We start from the raw sequence: 19903 nt of genomic DNA, 5'->3' as shown, positions 1-19903 counted from the left end.
CATGGTCCACGACCTGGGCGATCAGCTGGATCTTCTGATCCGCTCCCGCACGCCGATCCTCTGGATCCGCAGCCTCGAAGAGGAGCGGGTGGAGGGTCTGCTGGAGCGGGCCGCCCAGCGGCTGGGGGGCCGCACCCTGCTGCGCTGGGACTTCATCGGCGGGCTGAGCGGGAGCCCGGGCCTGGAGGGGCAGGCCGTGCGTCAGCCGATGGCGGCCCTCGGCGCCCTCGACGGGCTGCCGGCCGAGCAGGGGGCGATCCTGCTGCTGAAGGACTTCCACCGCTACGCCGACGATCCCGGCGTCTGCCGGCGCCTGCGCAACCTGGCCGCGGACCTGCGCCAGGTGCCCCACACCCTGGTGATCAGCGCCCCGGAATGGCAGCTGCCGCGGGAGCTGGAGGACAGCGTCACCCTGCTGGAGCTGCCCCTGCCCGAGGCCGGGGAGATCGGCCGCCTGCTGCGGGCCATCGCCGAGGCCAGCGGTCAGCCCCTGCAGCCGGGGGTGCTCGAGCAGCTCACCGCCGCCTGCCACGGGCTGAGCGAGCAGCGGGTGCGCCAGCTGGCGGCCCGGGCCCTGGCCCGGCGGGGGCAGCTGGGCATCGAGGATCTGGCGGAGGTGCTGGAGGAGAAGCGCCAGGCCATCGCCCGCAGCGAACTGCTGGAGTACTGCCCCACCGAAGCCACCCCGGCCGACATCGGCGGGCTGGAGACCCTGAAGCACTGGCTGGAGCAGCGCCACCGCGCCTTCAGCGAGGAGGCCCAGCGCTACGGCCTGCCCCTGCCCCGGGGGGTGCTGCTGATCGGCCCCCAGGGCACCGGCAAGTCGCTCACCGCCAAGGCGATCGCCCACAGCTGGGCCATGCCCCTGCTGCGGCTCGATGTGGGCCGCCTCTTCGCGGGCCTGGTGGGGGCCAGCGAGGCGCGCACCCGGGAGATGATCCAGCGGGCCGAGGCCATGGCCCCCTGTGTGCTCTGGATCGACGAGATCGACAAGGGCTTCGGCGGTGGCGATGGCCGCAGCGACGGCGGCACCAGCCAGCGGGTGCTGGCCAGCCTGCTCACCTGGATGGCGGAGAAAAGCAGCGCCGTGTTCGTGGTGGCCACCGCCAACGCCGTGGAGCGGCTGCCGGCGGAACTGCTGCGCAAGGGCCGCTTCGACGAGATCTTCCTGCTGGAGCTGCCCGATGCCGAGGAACGCCGGGCGATCCTGGACCTGCAGCTGCGGCGGCGGCGGCCCCGCCATGCCATCCCCCTGGAGGTGCTGGTGGACCGCACCGCCGATTTCTCCGGCGCCGAACTGGAGCAGACCGTGATCGAGGCCATGCACCTGGCCTTCGGCGAGGGCCGCGAGCTCGGGGAAGCCGACCTGATCGCGGCGGCCAGTCAGGTGGTGCCCCTCTCGCGCACGGCCCGGGAGCAGCTGGAGGCCCTGCGCAGCTGGGCCAGCAGCGGCCGGGCACGGCCGGCCTCAGGGGCCGGGCGGGCTTCCTGAGGCGAATCACCACGAAAGTGGAAGACTTTCAATGCATCGATGGGGCCCGATGTAACGGCTTCATGAAGAACAACCACGCCTGGTAACAGCTTCGCCGTGCTGGCGGTGATGAACGATTCATCGCCCGTAGCGTCAGGCCATCAATCGTGACGAAGCCGCCGTGACCCCGAGCCCCAGCCCCCGCTCCGGCAGCGAACTCACCTCCCAGCTCGCCGTGGCCAGCCTCGGTGCCGGCGTGATCACCACCCTGGCGGTGGCCCAGGGCCAGAGCCCCCTGACGGCCCTCGGCATCACCCTGTTCTCGGCCGTGGCAGCCGTGGTGGTGGGCCAGGTGATCTCCAGCAACTGAGACGAAGAACGGAAGTCTCTCCGGGCTGAATCGTTCCGCTGATTGTTTCCTCTGGAGCTGTCAGCGTTGAACCTTTCTGCGTAAATCAATTCAGCGTTGAATTTTTCAACGTTGAGAAGTCGATCGCCGGGCGTTGGAAGGCCGACAAGCAGCCCAAGGGTGAGCCTCCGATGGGTTCGCTGGAGCTTCCAGCGTGAAGCGTCCACTGCCATGCTTCACCGGCGCCTCCACCCCTGCCCTTGCCCGCCGAGACCGCCATGCCCCTGCGGGCCCTGATGCCCGCCCTGGCCAACAAGACCTACTTCAACTACGGCGGCCAGGGCCCCCTGCCCACCCCGTCGCTGGCGGCGATCAGCGAGGCCTTCGCCACCATCCAGGAGCTGGGCCCCTTCAGCGACAGCGTCTGGCCCTACGTGAACCGCACGGTGGCGGGGCTGCGGCAGCGTCTGGCGGCCTGGTTCGGCGTGGTGCCGGAGCGGGTGGCCTTCACCGAGAACGTCACCTCGGGGTGCGTGCTGCCCCTCTGGGGCCTGCCCTGGGAGCCGGGTGATGAGCTGCTCGTCAGCGATGCCGAGCACTACGGCGTGGTGGCCGCCCTCGAGGAGCTGGCCCGGCGCCACCAGCTGCGGATCACCTCCCTGGCGGTGGCCGATCTCACCGGTGACGCCGCCGCCACAGCCGCGGCGGTGGGCGAGCGGCTGGAGGCGGCCCTCACCCCCCGCACCCGGCTGGTGGTGCTCTCCCACCTGCTCTGGAACACCGGCCAGACGATGCCGATCGCGGCGGTGGCGTCCCAGCTGGCCGGCCATACCCGACATCCCTGGCTGCTGGTGGATGCGGCCCAGTCCCTGGGAAGCCTGCCGGTGGCCGAGGCGGCGGCCGCCGCCGACATTTATGCCTGCACCGGCCACAAGTGGTGCTGCGGCCCGGAAGGGCTGGGTGCGGTGGCGGTCTCCGAGCGGCTGCTGGAGGCGAGCAGCCCCACCCTCATCGGCTGGCGCACCCTGGAGCACGACGGCCCCGGCGCCGGCGGCTACCACCGCGACGCCCGCCGCTTCGAGGTGGCCACCTCCTGCACCCCCCTGTTCGCCGGGCTGGACAGCTCGTTGAAGCTGCTGGAGGCCGAGGGCGATGCCGACGAGCGACTGGGTGCAATCCGGGAGCGCAGCCGCCAGCTCTGGGAAGGCCTGCAGCGGATTGGCGGGGTCCGCACCCTGCTGACGGTGCCTCCGCCGGCGGGGCTGGTGAGCTTCACGATGGCCGATCCCGGGGGAGGACCCCTGGATCCGGCCGCCGTCGTGAAGCGGCTGGGGGATCGGGGTACCTGGCTGCGAACCCTGGAATCCCCCCGCTGCGTGCGGGCCTGCACCCACCTGGTCAGCACCGCTGACGAGGTGGAGCGGCTGCTGGATCAGCTGGCTCAGCTTTCGGTGGGCTGAAAGGCGGCCCTACGGAAGTTCAGCTCTGGAGAGTCCCGGGCGTGGGAACTCAGTTCCCGCCCTGGGCCATGCCGACAGGGATCCGCGGCACCGGGAATCCATGTTTGCCAAGGACCTCCACGATCATGCGGTTGGTATCGAAGTAAACCTGCCAGTAGTGGTCGGTGTGGGTGTAGGGACGCACTGCCAGCCGGGGGCCCCGCTCGCTGAACTCGAGCACTTCGATGTCGGCCGGGGTGTTGGGATCCTGGTTGGGAACGGCCTTGATCCCTTCCTTCAGCAGGGCGATGGCCTTGCCCACGTCGGCGCTGTTGTCGAGCTGGGCGACCAGATCGACCCTCCGGTAGGGGTGGGAGGAGAAGTTCTGGATGGTGTCGGAGAACAGCTTGCCGTTGGGGACAATGTTACGTACGCAATCCAACGCCTGGATGGTGGTGACGAACATGCCGATCTCCTCCACCGTTCCTGTCACGCCGCCGGCGGTGATGAAGTCGCCGACACTGAACGGACGGAAGACCTGCAGGAACACCCCTGCCGCGAAGTTGCTCAGCATGCCGCTCCAGGCGGCGCCGATGGCCACACCGGCACCGGCCAGAAGGGCGGCGAAACTGGCGGTCTGGATGCCGAAGAAGCCCAGGATCGCGACCACCAGGATGACCCGGAGGACCGCCCCAAGAATGTTGATCAGATAGCCGATGACCGTGGGGTCAAGGGTGCCGGCGGACAGCCCTCTCTTGAGGATGCGAAGGGCAAATCTGATGCACCAGCCACCGGCAATCCAGAGGGCAACGGCACCGGCGAACTTGAACAGAAAGGGGATGACGACACTCGCCACCAGAGCCAGATTTGTCGGCATCAGACTAGAGACGGCGCTCGATTCCGGATCAAGGTATCAACGCCGTTGCAGAGCGGCATTGATTCCTCCGGAAATCTTCCGACATCCCCCACACCATCGATCCCCTTTTCCTGACAGGGTCCATCCCGGCGCCAAGGGGGAGGGCGCCGAGGCGAGGGCGCCGGGAAGCGGACGCCGATCAGTGCTCGCCCGCCTCGAGCAGATGGCGCTGCACCCAGCCCGCCAGGAGCGCGCCCACGATCGGGGCGACCCAGAACAGCCACAGCTGACCGATGGCCTCACCCCCCACCCAGAGGGCCACGCCGGTGCTGCGGGCCGGATTCACCGACGTGTTGGTGACGGGAATGCTGATCAGGTGGATGAGCACCAGTGACAGGCCGATCGGGACCCCGGCGAAGTCCTTGATCGCGTCCCGGTGGGTGGCGCCCAGGATCACCAGCAGGAAGAAGAAGGTCAGCAGCACCTCGATGATCAGGGCCGCCCAGAAGCCGTAGCCCCCCGGGGAATGGGCACCGAAGCCGTTGGTGGCGAGGGGGTTGCTGCCGATCAGCTCAAACCCCTTGCGGCCGCTGGCGATGCCGTAGAGGAGCCCGCCGGCCAGGACACCGCCGAGCACCTGGGCGACGACATAGGGCAACAGGGCCGAGCTGGGGAAGCGGCCGCTGGCCCAGAGGCCGAAGCTCACCGCCGGATTGATATGGCACCCAGAGACATGGCCGATGGCGTAGGCCATCGTCAGCAGGGTCAGGCCGAAGGCCAGCGCCACCCCGACGAATCCCAGACCCAGCGGATTGGTGTCCCCCTGGCCGTAGGGGAACACGGCCGCCAGGACCGCACTGCCGCAGCCGCCGAACACGAGCCAGAAGGTGCCGAGCAGTTCCGCCAGGAACCGCTTCGGCATCGGAACGGGAGCAGACATGGCTGGGAATGGCCTGAGGACGCCTCACTATCCCCCGCCGTCCCCCCGGCTCAGCCGCCGGCGCGGGCCATCAGGGCCCGGGCGGCCTCCTCCCTATCATCGAAATGCACCTTGGTGGTGCCAAGGATCTGGTAGTCCTCGTGCCCCTTGCCGGCGATCAGCACCAGGTCCTCCGGCGCCGCCGCGGCGATGGCGGCGGCGATCGCCGCGGCCCGGTCCCCTTCCACCACCAGCTCGGTGCCGGCTGGGATCCCCGCCACCACGTCATCGAGAATCCGCTGGGGGTCCTCGGTGCGGGGGTTGTCCGAGGTCACCACCACCGCGTCGGCCAGGCGGGCGGCGATCGCCGCCATCAGGGGCCGCTTGGTGCGGTCCCGGTCACCGCCGCAGCCGAACACGCAGATCAGTCGCCCCTGGATGAAGGGCCGGCAGGCCGCCAGGGCATTGGCGAGGCCGTCGGGGGTGTGGGCGTAATCCACCAGCACCGATGGCAGGGGCACCCCCGCCGGCCCGCCGACCCGCTCCATGCGTCCCGGCACACCCCGGAAGCTGGCCAGGCCGTCGAGCAGCGGCGGCAGGGCCAGACCCTGCTGCAGCAGGGCCCCCACCGCCTCCAGCAGGTTCATCAGGTTGAAGCGTCCCACCAGGGGCGAGCGGAAGGTCCCGTCCCCGAGCGGGCTGTGCAGGCGGCCGCTCACCCCGTCGGCGCCCATCACCAGATCGCTGATGTGCAGCTCCACCGCCGGATCCTCCAGGGAACTGCGCCAGCAGGGGCCGGCGCCGGATCCCCGGTCGGCCGTCACCAGACGCTCGGCCAGGCGGCCCCCCCAGGGGTCATCGACGTTGACCACGGCGCCGCCGTCGAGCAGATCCGAGGCGAACAGCTGCGCCTTCGCCTCGAAGTAGGCCTCCATCGACGGGTGGTAGTCGAGGTGGTCCTGGGTGAGGTTGGTGAACACCGCCCCGGCGAAGCGGCAACCGGCCACCCGCCGCTGATCGAGGGCGTGGGAGCTCACCTCCATGGCGGCGATGCTGCTGCCTGCCGCCGCGGCCTGGGCCAGATCGGCCTGCAGCAGATCGGCGAAGGCGGTGGTGTGGGTGGCTGTAGCGCTGTACCCCGGCCAGCGGTTCTGCAGGGTGCCGAACAGGGCGGACGGGTGGCCCGACGCCGCCGCCAGATGCTCGATCAGGTACGTGGTGGTGGTCTTGCCGTTCGTGCCGGTGACACCGATCAGGGCCAGGCGCCGGCTGGGCTGGCCCCAGAATTCCGCCGCCAGCCGGCCGGCCCAGAGGGCCAGGGGCGGCTCCACCACCAGCACCGGATCGCCGGGGGCCGGGGGCTGGACAGCAGCCGCCGCCGGACCGATCACCGCCGCCACCGCGCCGGCGGCCAGCACCTCGGGCCAGAAGCTGCCGCCATCCACCGCCGTGCCGGGCAGGCCCACGAACAGGGTGCCGGGGCCGACGCGGCGGGAATCGCAGCTGACGCCGCTGACCACCGCCTGGGCCAGGGCGCCGGTGGGGTCAGGCAGCGGCGGCAGGCCCACCTGATGCAGGAGCGGCTGAAGCAGCGGGGACATGGCGGCGCCGGCGGCGTCCGGCGGGACGAAGCTGGCGCCTGTCATAGCGTGGCCCTCAGCGGACCCCCTGCTTGATCAGCCAGGCCTGCAGCTGGGCTCCTGCCAGCCGGGGGGACACCCGGGGAAGCTCCCGCAGGGGGCCGTCGTCAGCGGCCGCCACCGCAAGTACGGGCACGGCCAGCCCATAGCGACCCTGCAGGGCCGGATCGGTGTCCACGTCGATCAGCTGCAGGGGCTGGGGGGGGTCCAGGGCCCCCAGCTTCTCCTCCAGGCCTTCGCACAGGCAGCAACCCTGGCGCGTGAACAGCAGCAGCTCCTGCATCAGTCCGGGACCGGGTCGCAGCCGCAGGGGGTGAAGGGATGGCAGCGGCAGACTCGCTTGACGGTCAGCCAGCCGCCGCGCCAGGGCCCGTGGCGGCCGATCGCCTCCAGCCCATAGGCGCTGCAGCTGGGGATGAAGCGGCAGCGGGGGCCCAGCAGGGGGGAGATCCAGCGCCGGTAGGCGCCGATCAGGGCCAGCAGCAGGGCAGCCACGGCGGCCGACAGGGGTGAGGCCGGAGGAGCCGGTAGGGCGCCCTGGAGGAGGCCGGGACCGTCGCCGCCTAGGGTGGGTGGTTGGCGCAGCACGCGCGTGCATCCGGGTTTCCCCAGCATGCCGCAAGCGTGAACCACGCCATCCGGCCTCCGGGTCGCACCATCCACCTCCGTCACCTTCCCTTATGTCTCGCTACCGCGGCCCTCGCCTGAGGATCACGCGGCGCTTGGGGGACCTTCCCGGTCTCACCCGTAAGGCCGCTAAACGGTCTTATCCCCCCGGTCAGCACGGCCAAGCCCGTCGCAAGCGCTCCGAATACGCGATCCGTCTCGAAGAAAAGCAGAAACTGCGTTTCAACTACGGCATTTCCGAACGTCAGCTGGTGCGCTACGTGAAGAAAGCCCGTGCCCAGGAGGGTTCCACCGGAACCAACCTGCTCAAGCTGCTCGAGAACCGCCTCGACAACATCTGTTTCCGCCTCGGCCTCGGCCCGACCGTCCCCGGCGCCCGCCAGCTGGTGAACCATGGCCACGTCACCGTGAACGGCCGGGTGGTGGACATCCCCAGCTACCAGTGCAGGGCCGGCGACGTGGTCGCCATCCGCGAGCGCAAGTGCAGCAAGGCCCTGGCCGAAGCCAACCTGGCCTTCCCCGGCCTGGCCAACATCCCGCCCCACCTCGAGTTCGACAAGGCCAAGATGACCGCCAAGGTGGGCGGCCGCATCGAGCGCGAATGGGTCGCCCTTGAGATCAACGAACTGCTGGTGGTGGAGTTCTACAGCCGCAAGGTCTGAGCCGCTTCCCCATCCGAACCCTTCCCAGCCCCCGCCCATCAGCGGGGGCTTTTTGCGGCCTATGATCGCGAGCCATCAGAAAGAGAGCATGGACAAACGGATTGTCCTGGTCGCCAATCTTCCCTGTTCCGCAGGCACCTACCTCTTTCACTACATCGCCAAAGCCCTGGATGAGAACGCCTGGCTCACCGGCGAAACCAACCCCTATTCCTACAATTCACCGACAACGTATTTCCCAGAAGACCCCTTGCATCGGGTTCGCGCCCTGGAGTTGTTCACCAGAGAAGAGGCCCTTCAGGAGTACAAACGACGACTTAACTTGCTCGTCGACAGCTTCCTCGCCCATCAGGAGGCTTCCGTCCTGATGATCCGCGACCACAGCTTTGGCGAGGGCTGGAGATTCCAGCATTTCCCTGATGGCTCAGCCGCGCCAAGCCTGGTTGAGATGCTTGACGACCGCCAGATTCCCCATACCTGTTTTTTCACCCATCGCGACCCTTTCGACACATGGCTCGCCATGCGCCGCTCCTTCTCCTCGATGGCGAACGCCTTTGAACGCCTCGATGACTACGCAGACTTTTACTTCAACAGCTGGCTGGCGTGGAGCCACCACAGCCACCCCCTCATCAACCTGCACATCGAGACCCTCGCCCTGCATGAGCAGCGCGAAAGGGACCGGATCCGTTCCGCTGTACTTGGTGACGCCGCCGCATCCCGCCTGGAAGCGGCGGAACATCCGATCCAGATTTCACGCGCCGAGATGGGCTCCGGGGCCAGTGGCCGCAAAGCCGAACGCCCACGGCTCATGAAGCGCCACCCCTTCACCACAGCGATCTTTCGGGAAGCCACGCACTCACAATCGCTGCACAGATTGCGCGAGGCCCTCGGCTATGACGACCCCATCGCCTTGACGACGAAGACCAGGATCTCCTGCCTGATGCAGGATCTGAAGTCCGTCGCCCGTCGCCTCAAGCAGGGAGTCGCATCAGGCAGGCGTTGACGCCCGCGGCCATCCGCCTCCGCTGCCGCTAGGTATGGGCGCAGACGGCCTTGCTGTTGACACCTGTGCAGCCATTCAAGCCCGGGGCTTCGGCCCGGCCTGAGGCTCCCCCGATCCCCTGGGGCCTCGTCGGGGGTGTGGTGGCCCTGCAGGCCTGCCTGCAGCTGGGGTGGATCGTCTACAGCACCTACCAGCCCGTGCTGCTGCAGCGCTTCGGCTTCACCGACCTGCTGGCGGTCTTCGCCCTGCTGGGCGGCTTCCTCGGCTTGGTGGTCGAACCGCTCAGCGGGGCCCTCTCCGATCGCCACGGCGGCCAGGCCCGCGGCCGGCTGCTGCCGATCACCGTGGCGGTGACCTTGGCCGGCCTGATCTTCCTCACCACGGCGGCCCTGCTCCAGCAGGGATCCCCCTGGTTCAGCCCAGGCCTGCCCTGGCTGATGGTGCTCTGGGTGGTGGCCGTGCAGTGGGCCTCCAGTCCCAATCTGGCCCAGCTGAACGAAGCGGTTCCGCTGCGCTCCCTGCCGCTGGCCGTGGCGGTTCTGACCGTGAGCCAGGGGCTGATCGGTGCCTTCTCCGGCGACCTGGCCCGCCTGGCCCTGCGGCTGGGCCCCGCTGCCACCTTCCTGTTGGGCGCTCTGGTGCTGGCCCTGGGCCTGACGGTGCTGCGGTCGGGCCGGTCATCTGCCTCCCTGAGCTTCCGCAACGGCCAGGGCCCCGGCGGCCGCCAACGGCTCGCCACCCCCCTCGGCCCCGCCGACCTGGTCCAGGCCGCCCTGCTGCTGGGCCTCGCCCTGGCGGTGGGTGGCCTGGGCCAGATCCTGCTCGACCTGCTCCCCCGCCTGGCCCGATCGGCTGCGCCCGGACCGGAAACCTGGGGCCCGGGATCGGTGCTGCTGCTGTGCTCGGCAATCGGCGCGCCGCTCACCGCCCGGGCCGTGGGCCGATGGGGGCGGCTGCCCTCCCTGGCGGGGGGGATCCTGCTGCTGGCCGGGGTCCTGGTGGTGGGCCTCCTGCTGCCCCGGGGGCCCGGCCTGCCGCAGCTCGCCCTGCTCGGGGTGCTCCACAGCCTCGTGGTCACCAGCCTGACGGCCACCTCCCTGACGGTCCTGCCGATGGGACGGAGCGGGCTGGGGGCAGGGCTGGCGCTGGGGGGAACCGGACTCGCCGGCAGCCTCGTGCGGCTGGGATTCGGCGCGGCCGGGCCGGTCGGATCCGGACGGGTGCTGGTCCTGCTGGCGGCCAGCACCGTCACCGCCCTGGTGGGCTGCCTGCTGCTGGCGAGGCGGCATCGCCGGGGGGTGGCATGAGCGGGGGCTTCACCGATCACTTCGGCTCGGTGGCCGGGGCCTACGCCCACTACCGGCCCACCTATCCGGCGCCCCTGTTCGCCTGGCTGGCCGGGATGACCCCCGCCCGCCAGCGGGCCTGGGACTGCGCCACCGGAACGGGCCAGGCCGCCATCGGCCTGGCCGCCCACTTCACCGAGGTGGTGGCCACCGATGCCAGCGCCTCCCAGCTGGCCGCCGCCCGTCCCCATCCCGGTGTGCACTACCGGCTGGCGGAGGCGGAGAACTCCGGCCTGGAGGCGGACAGCCTCGATCTGGTCACCGTGGCCCAGGCGGCGCACTGGTTCGATCGGCCCCGGTTCTTCAGTGAGGTGGAGCGGGTGCTGCGCCCCGGCGGCGTGCTGGCCGTCTGGAGCTACGGCATCCCCGAGCTGGAGGGGGAAGGGCCCGATGCGCTCCTGCAGCACTTCTACGCCGACATCGTCGGTCCCTACTGGCCCCCCGAGAAGGCGCTGGTGGAGAGCGGCTACCGCGACCTGGTGCTGCCCTTCGAGAGCCTGGAGACCCCGCCCTTCGCCATGGAAGCCACCTGGACCCTGGAGCAGTTGCTCGGCTACGGCGCAAGCTGGTCGGCCAGCGCCCGCTATCGGGCCGCCCTGGGCCACGATCCCCTGGAGCGGTTACGTCCGGCCCTGGCGGCCGCCTGGGGGGAGACGGCGCTGGGGCGGCGCATCCACTGGCCCCTGACCCTCAAGGCTTCACGCCGGGGCCCGGCTCAGGCTGATGGACCAGCCGGGACGGCAGCCTCCCCGGGCTGAGCGGCCGCCACTGCGGGCAGAGCGGCGAGGGCCTGGATCTGCTGCAGATAGCCGGCGTAGGTGGGGGAGCCGGTGGCGGCGTAGTTCAGGTTGCGGTACAGACCCGTGAGCCGGGTGTAGTGGTCCCGGGCGGCTGTCTTGTCGGGGAAGGCGCGGTCACGGTGCAGCAGGTCGAAGACCAGATCGAAGGAGGTCTTCTGGCGCTCCAGGGGCGTGGTGGAGTCGACGGCATCGAAGGCATCCTGCTGGAGGTACACCATGTCGAGGAACTGGGCCTTCTGGAAGACGACGAAATCCTCCAGACTCACCCCCTCTTCCCCCGTCACCTGGATCATCTGGCTGACCCGGTCGCCCTCCTTGAGCAGGGCGTTCATGGCGGCGACGCGCCCCACCCAGTCCGGGGAGAGATGCTGGGAGAACCAGCCCTCGAGCTGCTGGAAATAGCGCGACCAGGAGAGCAGGATGTCGACGGCCGGATAGAAACGCTTGTAGGCCCGCTCCGCACTCAGCCCCAGGAAGGCCTTCACCGTTCCCAGGGTGCACTGGGTGACCGGCTCCTCGAAGTTTCCCCCCGCCGGCGACACCGTTCCGATCATGGTGAGGCTGCCGATGGAGCCGTCGTTGGTGCGGATGATGCCGGCCCGCTCATAGACACTTTTGATCGAGGAATCGAGATAGGCGGGGAAGGCCTCTTCGCCGGGAATCTCCTCCAGCCGCCCGGAGGTTTCTCGCATCGCCTGGGCCCAGCGGGAGGTGGAGTCGGCGATCAGCAGCACGTTGTAGCCCATCTGGCGGTAGTACTCGCCCAGGGTGAGCCCGGTGTAGATCGAGGCCTCCCTGGCCGCCACCGGCATCGATGAGGTGTTGCAGATGATGATGGTGCGGTCCATCAGCGAACCGCCGGTTTTTGGATCGGACAGCTTGGGGAATTCGGTGATCGTTTCCACCACCTCCCCGGCCCGCTCCCCGCAGGCCACCACCAGCACGATGTCCACATCGGAGTGGCGCGAAATCAGGTTCTGGAGCACGGTCTTGCCGGCGCCGAAGGGCCCCGGAATGCAGCCGGTGCCGCCCCGGGCGATGGGCAGAAACGTGTCGATGATGCGCTGGGTGGTGATCATCGGCTCCTGGGGGTAGAGCCGCTCGCAGCGGTGGGCCTCCAGCAGCGCCTGGGGCAGGGGGCGGCGCACCGGCCACGGCTGCGTCAACGTCAGCGACCGCGTCGCCCCGGAGGCCTCGGTGATCCGGGCCACGGCGGTGTCGATCGTGAAACTTCCCTGTTGGATCCAGTCGAGGGTGACGGTCCCCTGCTGGTCGAAGGGAACCATGATCTTGTGGGTGAACCGGCCTTCCTGGACGGTGCCGATCCCATCCCCGGCGTGGAGGGTGTCCCCGATCCGGGCCGCCGGCTGGAACGTCCACTTCCTCTCGGTGTCGAGCGGCGACACCTCAGCCCCCCGGGGCAGAAACGTGCCGTAGCCGGCGGCGAGCTGGGCCAGCGGATTCTGCAGCCCGTCATAGACCTGGCCCAGCAGACCGGGGCCAAGGGTGACGGAGAGCTGCTCGCCCGTCTGCTCGACCGGATCGCCGATGCCGACCCCCTTGGTGCTCTCGAACACCTGGGCATCGGCCAGGCGGCCCCGCACCCGCAGCACCTCAGCCTTCAGCTTTTCCTGGCGTTCGCCACCACGGTTCTGCAGGCAGATATAGATCACCTCATTCTTGAGCAGGGGCCGTGGCTTGTCCTCGGCCATCTGGATCGTGACGAGATCATCCTGAACGGCCACAACGCTGGCAGGGTTGTAGTCAGGGAAAGACTCAATGTTGCTCTCAGGGCTGCTGTTCATTGAGATGCACCTGAAAAGAGTTCTTTGTGATTTCCGAGCCCCGCATCCACCAGCTCACGAAAACGGGCGACGGCCGCTTCTCCTTTGTAGCATGACCAACGGCTGACCAGACTCCAGCGCGCCAGATAGATGATCAAGGCTTCAAAATCAAACTCATGGCCCGCGGCAAGGCGATTCAACATCGCCCAGACGACGGAGAACTGCAACTTCTCAAAGCCGATCAGGTCGTCCTTCTCCAACAGGTCGTGAGCCTGCCTGAGCCAGGGAAAGATCGCCTCCATTTGGAATGTCGGGGCACTCCAGTTGCGCTCGATCATTCCCACCCATTCACCGAACCCCCAGATCTCACCGCTGGGCGGCTGGGCTTCGCCGTGGCGACGGCGGCGCAGGGCCGCCACGATCGTGCGCATGTCCAGGCGCTGCGTCACCAGGCTCCGCAGGGTGGGGTTGCGGTTGGAGGTCAGGAAGCCATGGGCCTCCTGGATGAACGCCGCATCACTGCGCTCCAGGGGCTGGGACGACCAGGCGATCAGATTGGCGATCTGCTCGAGGGTGTGGCGATCAGGGGCCTCCAGCAGTCCCAGGCGGTGTTCCAGCTTGAGCCTGGAAATCGGTGGCGTCGCGGCCTCAAACAGCGACCCCAGGGGCGGCAGGCTGGCCATCAGGACGACGTACTTCATCGGGCGCTCACTTCACCACCCCCTCCAGCAGGGCCCGGAACCGGGGCTGCAGGTGGGCCAGCAGGGTCTGGGCGATCGCCGCATCGGTCAGATCCAGCACCACATCCCGGTCGACCAGCTTCAGCTTCAGTCCGGCCTGGGGGCCCTTCGAAACGCCGAAGCTGACCCCCTCCCGCAGCAGGCCCCGGGCGGTGAGGCGCACGAAGCGGCTGAGGATGCCCTGCTCCAGCTCCTCGGGATGCTGGCTGAGTTCGGCCAGGCCGGCGATCCGCCGAGGCAGCAGCACCTCCACCTGCTGGGATTGGTCGGCTTCCGGGCGGAGCGTGCCGACGATCTCCAGGATCATCCGCTCCAGGGTCTCCTGCTTCTCCTGCTCCTCCCCGACGAGCTGGCGCACCTCACCGGTGAAACGGTCACTGAGCTGGGCCTTGAGGGCCAGGTTGGCGTCGCGGAAAGCCAGTTCCAGGGCCTGCTGCCCCGCGGTCTGGAGGGAGGCGGCCTCGGTCCTGGCCCGATCGACGATCTGCCGGGCCTGCTCCTCCGCCTGGGCCAGCAGGGCTGCGGCCTTGGCCTGGGCCTCCTTCAACAGGGCGTCGGCCTCCGTGCGGCCCTGCTCGACGCCCTGGTCCCGCAGGCGCGTGATCAGGTCTTCCACGCCGGAGGCCACCGCCAGGGGTGTGTCGTGCCGGAGCTTCTTCGGGTTGGCCATGGGAACTGCCCGGCTGGGGAGGAAGAACGGAGAAGGGAAAGGAGAGCGGAGAAAGGAAAGGAACCCAGGCGCCAGCGCCAGAGAGGCGCCGCAGAGGCCCTATTTGGGAATGCCCCCGGCCGCCACCAGGGCGAAGACGAAGGCAAAGACGGCGAAGCCCTCCACGATGGCGGCCGGCGCCAGGGACAGGCCGAAGATCTCGGGCTTGGCCTTGGACCCGGAAATGGCGGAAGCGCAGCACAGTCCCTGGTAGATCGCCGCCATCAGGAACGCCAGACCCGACAGCAGGCCGATGCCGAAAAGGCCACCGGAATTGGCCGGAGTCACCGGTCGGTTGAGGATGAACATCACGACGATGCCGTAGATCGACATCGATGAAGGCAGCGCCGACAGACCGACGAAACGTCCGTAGCCGCTGCTGACCTCCATCATGGCGCCGATCGCCGCCTGCCCTGCCGTGGTGCAACCGATGGAGGCACCGATCGCCGCCAACGCAACCGGCGCATAGATACCGATCCAGCCAAGGACCAGAATGGATGTGTCGTTGTTCATAAGGCCGTCTCCTTTTTACTGAAGGGTGCGAAGGGGTAGCCTTCCTCGTCAAGGCTCCAGTTGAAGAACTCGATGAAGTTGAGCCGCAGACCGTGGACGAAGCCGCTGATGATGGCAAGCAACAGATTGATGCCATGACCCAGAAGCAGGATCAGCAGCGCAATGACGACCCCAAGGGGCACATCGGAGCGATAAACTTCAGCCGCCAGCTGATTGAACGTCAGGGCCAGAGAGGCACTGGCCAAGCCTAGGGCAAACAACCGCAGGTAACTCATCACGTCGCCGAAAAGTTTGGAGAGTTCCGCCAGTGAGGACAGCCCATCAAACAATCGCAGCAGCACAGAACCGAAGGAATCCAGGGGCAGCTCGCTGCTCAGCAACAGAATGGTGAGCAGCCCGCCGCTGCCGAGGCCCAGGCCCAGATCCCGGCCCAAAGGTGTGCCCGCCCCCAGGTAGAGACTGAGGCCCGCAAGAATGATCGCGATCCAGCCGATGGGCTTGGCCCGCTCAGCGATGGAAGCACCACGGACCGCCACGATTCCATTGGCCAGGATCAAGTGCAGGGCACCCACCACCAGCGAGACCTTCATCATCGTGTCGAAATCGTCCAGATTCAACACATGAAGATGGGCCAGAAGGGAACCGGCGGGAGGGGACGCTCCGAAATAACTTCCGGCCAGGATCCCGTAGAGGAGCGAGAACAGCAGACCGACCGCCGCCAGGACGCGGAAACGGCGCGAGGACGGCCTGGACCCCATGCCTTTCCAGAAGACGGCAAGCAGCACACCCAGCACCAGGGCATAGCCCGCATCCGCCAGGATCATGGCGAAGAAGATGGCGAAGGAGAAGAACACCACCACCGACGGATCCCAGTCGCGATACCCCGGTGTTTCGTAGAACGTGACGAGATCTTCGCCGCCCGCCAGCACATCCGGATTCGTCATCAAGGTGGGAGGGGAGTCCTCTGAGGTCGGACTTTCCGCCCAGGTGGCCAGCCCCATCCCCTCGGCGAAGCAGGTGAGCCGGGGAAGGTCCTGGCGCGGCATCCAGCCCTGCACCTGAAAGATATGGCCCAGATCAGCGGTCTTCTGGCCGGCCTGACCCAGGGCCACCTGTTCATCGGCCCGGACCAGGTGCCTGGAGAGCAGGAAGATCCAGCGGCTGAGGGCCACATGCTCCGCTTCGATGTCATCGAGAGCGACATGGGCCTGGTCCAGTTCGGCCCTCAACGCCTCGGGAGACTCGGAACCCACATGGGCCCGCCCCACCGGCAGGAGGTTCTGGTCGGGCTCCTGTTCGGCGATGAGCACGACATAACCGTGCCGGGGGCTGGCGTGGACCCGCTGCCACGGCAGTGCCAGCCCATCGAGCGCCTGCTGGAAGGCCGCGAGCTTGCCATGGGGGACCCGATAGAACCACAGCCGCTGGCCGCCGAGGTCCGCCAGTTCGGGCAGCCGGAAGTTCCCCCACGGGGCCAGTTCGGCGAGATGGTGGCGCAGGGCAAGAATTCTGTCCTCGGCAGCCCGCTTGCGGGAGCGGTTCTCCAGTGCCTTCGCCACCACGGCATCGAGCCGGAACGTGGGATCCACCTTCAACGGGTAGCGGCGCTGGCGCACATCCATCAGGTAGCGCAGGGCTTCGCGGGCCTCAACGGCCGGTTGGGACGAGGTGAACTCAGCCGGGGCCGCCGTTGGTCCCAGATCAATCAGATGCAGACATCCAAGGGCCTGCAGTCCTTCCAGCACCACCTGCTTCTGGGCCGCAAGACCGAAGACAGAAACCTTGGCCAGGGCAACGATCGTCATGGTGTCTGGCGCTCCTTCTTGCGTTTGGCAATCTTGGAATTGACCACACCCGCCCGTTCCGCATCCGCCAGATAAATTGAGATGTTGCGAATCGTCCTTTTGGCCCTTGGAATCAGCACCTTGTCAAACAAGTTATAGCGTTGTGTCACGATCCGCTCGGCCCGCTCAAGACGTTCGACGCGGCGATGGGCCACCTGGATGCGAATCGTCTGCTCCATGGCCTGCTGGAGAACAACCACCAGCGCGTCGACCCAGAACGGCTTGGTGAGCAGGCCATAGGGGCTGACCTTGAACGAAAGGCTCTGGAGGACCGGCAGCCGGGTACCCATCAGGTTCTCTTCGCCGATCTCCAGCGCGGCGATGGTCACCAGATTGGAGAGATCGATCGCCGTGTTGGCGACCATCGGCAGCCGGGCTGCCACGTCCGGCTCGAGCGCCGCCGCCTTCGCCAGGGCCTCGGCCAGCAGGCGGCGGGCCTTCTCCCGTTCCGCGCCGATCTGGCGGCGCTTCATGTCCAGGGACGGCAGGACGTCCTGAAAGGTCCGCAGCAGGGACTTCTCCTTGGTCAGGGAGGCCTTGGTGAGCGAGAGCCTGGCCATGGGACTTACGCGGTGGGAGGGGGCGTCGGCCTGTTGCCTGGGAAGTACTTGTCCAGCAGGTCCTGCTTCATCAACAGTTCACTGGGCTGGAAGCACTCGGCCAGGGTGGTCCAGGCCAGGTCCAGGGCCTCCTCCAGGGGGATATCCACGTTGATGTCCATGAACCTGGCCTTGAACAGTCCTCCGAATCGGATCAGCCGCTGGTCGTACTCGGACAGCTCGAACGCCATGGCCTGCTTCTGCTCCGCATCCCGTGCCCCCGAGTAGAGGCGGATGCAGGTGTTCATGATCTGGTTGTGGTCCTCGCGGGTGACCTTGCCGATCACGTTCTGCTTGAGGCGGGACAGGGAGCCGAAAGGATCGAGGACGCCGTCATGCAGATAGAACTGGCCTTCGGTGATGTAACCCGTGTTGTCCGGCACGGGGTGGGTGATGTCATCCCCTGGCATGGTGGTGACCGTGAGCAGGGTCACCGATCCGCCCTTGGCATAGTCGGCCGCTTTCTCGTAACGGCGGGCCAGCTGGGAATAGAGATCACCCGGATAGCCCCGGTTGGCCGGGACCTGATCCATGGCGATGCTGATCTCCTTGAGGGCATCGGCGAAGGAGGTCATGTCGGTGAGCAGCACCAGCACCCGCTTGCCCTCTTCCACGGCGAACCGTTCGGCCACCGCCAGGGCCATGTCCGGAATCAGCAGGCGCTCAACGATCGGATCGGAGGCCAGGTTGACGAACATCACCGTGCGGGCGAAGACGCCGGCATCCTCGAAGGTCTTCCGGAAGGCGTAGTAATCGTCGAAGATCAGCCCCAGGCCGCCGAACACGACCACATCGGCGTCGGCCTGGATCCCGATGCGGGCCAGAAAGGCGTTGAAAGGCTCCCCCGACACCGAAAAGATCGGAATCTTCTGGCTCTCCACCAGACAGTTGAATACGTCGATCATCGGCACGTTGGTGCGGATCATCTTGGAGGCCAGAATCCGGCACATCGGGTTGACGGATGGACCTCCGATCGGGACCTTGGGATCCTCCTCAAGGCCAGGCCCCCCATCGATCGGCTCACCGGTGCCCCGAAACACCCGCCCGAGGATGTTGCCGGAGTAGGTGGCCTGCATCGGATGGCCGAGGAAATGCACCGCCGAGTCGGTGGCCACCCCTTTGGTGCCACGGAACACCTGCAGCGACACAGAATCCTGCTTCAGGGCGATCACCTGGGCCAGCGAGGAAGTGCCATTGCGGTTCTGCACCACGGCCAGATCGTTGAACCGGGGCGCCCCTTCGCGGTGGCTGGCGTCGGCCGGCACCTCGACCCGGAGAATATCGCCGACGATCTCCAGGATCTTCGAATAACTGACCAGCGAAGCGGGCATGGGCGGTCGACCGAAGTATCAGGGAAAGGGCCGTCAGAACGCCGGTCTGTTCTCCGCCTTCAGTGTAATCAGCGACCCTGAAAAACCATCGGGATAAGGTTTGTTCTTCACGGCTGACGGCTCCACACACCGTGGCTAGGGTGAAGGATCGGGCCTGGCAGATCGCTGCCTGTTTGCGGATGGGATGTGAATGGTCCGCGAATGGTTTACGAATGATGGCGACCGGATCCGGGACCGCATGCAGACGACTTAGCACTGGAAACGAGGCAAGGAGAGAAGGGAATGGAGAAACAGGACTTCCTCGAGCGCGCCAGAACATTCGCCAGGCCCTTCCGGATTGAGGATGGGAAGGATTTCCATCTCAAGAACTTTGATCCCGGCGATACGTTGCATCTGGATCAGGAAGACAAACCCCGCGCCCAGGAGGCACTCTCCATGGGCGTACAGATGCTGGCGCACTTCCAGGATCTTCTCTATGCCCAGGATCGCTACGCCCTGCTGCTGATCTTCCAGGCGATGGATGCGGCGGGCAAGGACGGCACCATCAAGCATGTGATGAGCGGGGTCAATCCCCAGGGATGCCAGGTGACCTCCTTCAAGGCGCCTTCATCGGTGGATCTGGACCATGATTTCCTGTGGCGATCCAACAATGCCCTGCCTGAACGGGGCCGGATCGGCATCTTCAACCGCAGCTATTACGAAGAAACGCTGGTGGTCCGGGTGCATCCGGAGATGCTGGCCCGACAGACGCTTCCGGCGGAGCGCATCACCAGGAGCATCTGGGACGAGCGTTTTCAGGACATCAGAAACTACGAGACCTACCTGAACAACAATGGCATCATCGTCCGGAAGTTCTTCCTGAACGTCTCCAGGAAGGAGCAGCGCAAGCGCTTCCTCGCGCGCCTCGACCGCCCCGAGAAGAACTGGAAGTTCTCCGCCAACGACATCAAGGAACGGGCCTTCTGGGATGACTACATGGACGCCTACAACGAAACCATCCGGCACACCGCCAGCCGTCACGCCCCCTGGTATGTGGTGCCCGCCGACAACAAGTGGTTCACCCGCATCGCCGTGGCGGCCGCCATCATCGAAACCCTCGATTCCCTGCACCTGCGTTATCCCGAGGTGAGCCCGGAAGCCCGCGCCCAGCTGGATGCGGCCCGGGCCGTCCTGGAGAAGGACTGAGCGCGGGGGGGGGGGGGGGGGGGGGGGGGGGGGGGGGGGGGGGGGGGGGGGGGGGGGGGGGGGGGGGGGGGGGGGGGGGGGGGGGGGGG

Annotated in this window: 20 protein-coding genes; 8 read left to right on the top strand and 12 right to left on the bottom strand. The window is 67.5% G+C overall.

What is annotated here, in order from left to right; all coding sequences use genetic code 11:
* Position 1: 1 nt before the first annotated feature.
* The 3 genes from KUG39_RS03185 (at position 2) to KUG39_RS03175 (ending at position 3280) form a co-directional block, all read left to right on the top strand.
* Positions 2 to 1492 (top strand): Ycf46 family AAA ATPase, encoded by a 1491-nt coding sequence (locus KUG39_RS03185; protein WP_216912892.1) that lies wholly within the window; start codon positions 2 to 4, stop codon positions 1490 to 1492.
* Between the two features lie 160 nt (positions 1493 to 1652).
* On the top strand, positions 1653 to 1841 hold the full coding sequence (locus tag KUG39_RS03180) for a hypothetical protein (protein WP_094585404.1): 189 nt from the start codon (positions 1653 to 1655) through the stop codon (positions 1839 to 1841).
* Between the two features lie 275 nt (positions 1842 to 2116).
* Positions 2117 to 3280 carry an aminotransferase class V-fold PLP-dependent enzyme gene (locus tag KUG39_RS03175; RefSeq protein ID WP_216912929.1) on the top strand — a complete coding sequence of 388 codons (1164 nt, stop codon included), beginning with the start codon at positions 2117 to 2119 and terminating at the stop codon, positions 3278 to 3280.
* Between the two features lie 49 nt (positions 3281 to 3329).
* On the opposite strand, the gene KUG39_RS03170 is transcribed toward KUG39_RS03175, so the two are convergent.
* The 5 genes from KUG39_RS03170 to yidD form a co-directional block, all read right to left on the bottom strand.
* On the bottom strand, positions 3330 to 4136 hold the full coding sequence (locus tag KUG39_RS03170) for a mechanosensitive ion channel family protein (protein ID WP_094585403.1): 807 nt from the start codon (positions 4134 to 4136) through the stop codon (positions 3330 to 3332).
* A 178-nt stretch (positions 4137 to 4314) separates the two neighbouring features.
* On the bottom strand, positions 4315 to 5037 hold the full coding sequence (gene aqpZ / locus KUG39_RS03165) for an aquaporin Z (protein WP_094585402.1): 723 nt from the start codon (positions 5035 to 5037) through the stop codon (positions 4315 to 4317).
* A 68-nt stretch (positions 5038 to 5105) separates the two neighbouring features.
* Entirely contained in the window at positions 5106 to 6635 is a 1530-nt protein-coding gene (locus KUG39_RS03160; RefSeq protein ID WP_216912927.1) for a UDP-N-acetylmuramoyl-L-alanyl-D-glutamate--2,6-diaminopimelate ligase, read from the bottom strand.
* Positions 6636 to 6690: 55 nt separating this feature from the next.
* A complete protein-coding gene (locus KUG39_RS03155; RefSeq protein ID WP_190610992.1) occupies positions 6691 to 6957 on the bottom strand; it encodes a glutaredoxin family protein in 267 nt (88 codons plus the stop codon).
* The gene (gene yidD, locus KUG39_RS03150) at positions 6957 to 7262 is read right to left on the bottom strand and encodes a membrane protein insertion efficiency factor YidD (protein ID WP_502988630.1); all 306 of its coding nucleotides are present in this window, start codon (positions 7260 to 7262) and stop codon (positions 6957 to 6959) included. The genes KUG39_RS03155 and yidD overlap by 1 nt, the downstream gene beginning before the upstream one ends.
* A gap of 92 nt (positions 7263 to 7354) precedes the next feature.
* Here yidD and rpsD point away from each other — a divergent pair, with 92 nt between their 5' ends.
* From rpsD to KUG39_RS03130, 4 genes are all read left to right on the top strand, one after another.
* Positions 7355 to 7963: a 30S ribosomal protein S4 gene (rpsD, locus tag KUG39_RS03145; protein WP_094585400.1), complete on the top strand. Its 609-nt coding sequence runs from the start codon at positions 7355 to 7357 to the stop codon at positions 7961 to 7963.
* A gap of 88 nt (positions 7964 to 8051) precedes the next feature.
* Positions 8052 to 8963 carry a hypothetical protein gene (locus tag KUG39_RS03140; protein ID WP_216912890.1) on the top strand — a complete coding sequence of 304 codons (912 nt, stop codon included), beginning with the start codon at positions 8052 to 8054 and terminating at the stop codon, positions 8961 to 8963.
* Positions 8964 to 9028: 65 nt separating this feature from the next.
* Complete coding sequence (locus tag KUG39_RS03135; protein WP_216918206.1) at positions 9029 to 10270, top strand: hypothetical protein; 1242 nt, start codon at positions 9029 to 9031, stop codon at positions 10268 to 10270.
* Entirely contained in the window at positions 10267 to 11067 is an 801-nt protein-coding gene (locus KUG39_RS03130) for a class I SAM-dependent methyltransferase (RefSeq protein WP_216912886.1), read from the top strand. The genes KUG39_RS03135 and KUG39_RS03130 overlap by 4 nt, the downstream gene beginning before the upstream one ends.
* Here the strand turns inward: KUG39_RS03130 and KUG39_RS03125 are convergent.
* From KUG39_RS03125 to KUG39_RS03095, 7 genes are all read right to left on the bottom strand, one after another.
* Entirely contained in the window at positions 11025 to 12914 is a 1890-nt protein-coding gene (locus KUG39_RS03125; protein ID WP_216912884.1) for a V-type ATP synthase subunit A, read from the bottom strand. The genes KUG39_RS03130 and KUG39_RS03125 overlap by 43 nt on opposite strands.
* Positions 12911 to 13594: a DUF2764 family protein gene (locus KUG39_RS03120; RefSeq protein ID WP_216912882.1), complete on the bottom strand. Its 684-nt coding sequence runs from the start codon at positions 13592 to 13594 to the stop codon at positions 12911 to 12913. The genes KUG39_RS03125 and KUG39_RS03120 overlap by 4 nt, the downstream gene beginning before the upstream one ends.
* Positions 13595 to 13601: 7 nt before the next feature.
* A complete protein-coding gene (locus tag KUG39_RS03115; RefSeq protein WP_286192906.1) occupies positions 13602 to 14303 on the bottom strand; it encodes a hypothetical protein in 702 nt (233 codons plus the stop codon).
* A 99-nt stretch (positions 14304 to 14402) separates the two neighbouring features.
* Positions 14403 to 14855: an ATP synthase subunit C gene (locus KUG39_RS03110; protein ID WP_094585394.1), complete on the bottom strand. Its 453-nt coding sequence runs from the start codon at positions 14853 to 14855 to the stop codon at positions 14403 to 14405.
* Positions 14852 to 16660, bottom strand: a complete 1809-nt coding sequence (locus KUG39_RS03105) for a V-type ATP synthase subunit I (protein ID WP_216912880.1) — start codon at positions 16658 to 16660, stop codon at positions 14852 to 14854. The genes KUG39_RS03110 and KUG39_RS03105 overlap by 4 nt, the downstream gene beginning before the upstream one ends.
* The gene (locus tag KUG39_RS03100) at positions 16657 to 17259 is read right to left on the bottom strand and encodes a V-type ATP synthase subunit D (RefSeq protein ID WP_216912878.1); all 603 of its coding nucleotides are present in this window, start codon (positions 17257 to 17259) and stop codon (positions 16657 to 16659) included. The genes KUG39_RS03105 and KUG39_RS03100 overlap by 4 nt, the downstream gene beginning before the upstream one ends.
* Before the next feature lie 5 nt (positions 17260 to 17264).
* Positions 17265 to 18629, bottom strand: a complete 1365-nt coding sequence (locus tag KUG39_RS03095; RefSeq protein ID WP_216912876.1) for a V-type ATP synthase subunit B — start codon at positions 18627 to 18629, stop codon at positions 17265 to 17267.
* 282 nt (positions 18630 to 18911) lie between these two features.
* Between KUG39_RS03095 and KUG39_RS03090 the strand changes: the two genes are divergently transcribed.
* Entirely contained in the window at positions 18912 to 19814 is a 903-nt protein-coding gene (locus KUG39_RS03090; protein WP_216912875.1) for a polyphosphate kinase 2 family protein, read from the top strand.
* Positions 19815 to 19903 lie beyond the last annotated feature (89 nt).

It is taken from the genome of Synechococcus sp. CCAP 1479/10, from assembly GCF_019038515.1.
In the GTDB taxonomy this organism is placed as follows: Bacteria; Cyanobacteriota; Cyanobacteriia; order PCC-6307; family Cyanobiaceae; genus Cyanobium.
This window is presented reverse-complemented; position numbering and strand designations above follow the sequence as displayed.

Coding starts and splice junctions, on each gene's coding strand:
- KUG39_RS03185 (WP_216912892.1), top strand. CDS start 2: ATGGTCCACGACCTGGGCGATCAGCTGGATCTTCTGATCCGCTCCCGC.
- KUG39_RS03175 (WP_216912929.1), top strand. CDS start 2,117: ATGCCCGCCCTGGCCAACAAGACCTACTTCAACTACGGCGGCCAGGGC.
- KUG39_RS03170 (WP_094585403.1), bottom strand. CDS start 4,136: ATGCCGACAAATCTGGCTCTGGTGGCGAGTGTCGTCATCCCCTTTCTG.
- aqpZ (WP_094585402.1), bottom strand. CDS start 5,037: ATGCCGAAGCGGTTCCTGGCGGAACTGCTCGGCACCTTCTGGCTCGTG.
- KUG39_RS03160 (WP_216912927.1), bottom strand. CDS start 6,635: ATGTCCCCGCTGCTTCAGCCGCTCCTGCATCAGGTGGGCCTGCCGCCG.
- KUG39_RS03155 (WP_190610992.1), bottom strand. CDS start 6,957: ATGCAGGAGCTGCTGCTGTTCACGCGCCAGGGTTGCTGCCTGTGCGAA.
- rpsD (WP_094585400.1), top strand. CDS start 7,355: ATGTCTCGCTACCGCGGCCCTCGCCTGAGGATCACGCGGCGCTTGGGG.
- KUG39_RS03140 (WP_216912890.1), top strand. CDS start 8,052: ATGGACAAACGGATTGTCCTGGTCGCCAATCTTCCCTGTTCCGCAGGC.
- KUG39_RS03130 (WP_216912886.1), top strand. CDS start 10,267: ATGAGCGGGGGCTTCACCGATCACTTCGGCTCGGTGGCCGGGGCCTAC.
- KUG39_RS03125 (WP_216912884.1), bottom strand. CDS start 12,914: ATGAACAGCAGCCCTGAGAGCAACATTGAGTCTTTCCCTGACTACAAC.
- KUG39_RS03120 (WP_216912882.1), bottom strand. CDS start 13,594: ATGAAGTACGTCGTCCTGATGGCCAGCCTGCCGCCCCTGGGGTCGCTG.
- KUG39_RS03115 (WP_286192906.1), bottom strand. CDS start 14,303: ATGGCCAACCCGAAGAAGCTCCGGCACGACACACCCCTGGCGGTGGCC.
- KUG39_RS03110 (WP_094585394.1), bottom strand. CDS start 14,855: ATGAACAACGACACATCCATTCTGGTCCTTGGCTGGATCGGTATCTAT.
- KUG39_RS03105 (WP_216912880.1), bottom strand. CDS start 16,660: ATGACGATCGTTGCCCTGGCCAAGGTTTCTGTCTTCGGTCTTGCGGCC.
- KUG39_RS03100 (WP_216912878.1), bottom strand. CDS start 17,259: ATGGCCAGGCTCTCGCTCACCAAGGCCTCCCTGACCAAGGAGAAGTCC.
- KUG39_RS03095 (WP_216912876.1), bottom strand. CDS start 18,629: ATGCCCGCTTCGCTGGTCAGTTATTCGAAGATCCTGGAGATCGTCGGC.
- KUG39_RS03090 (WP_216912875.1), top strand. CDS start 18,912: ATGGAGAAACAGGACTTCCTCGAGCGCGCCAGAACATTCGCCAGGCCC.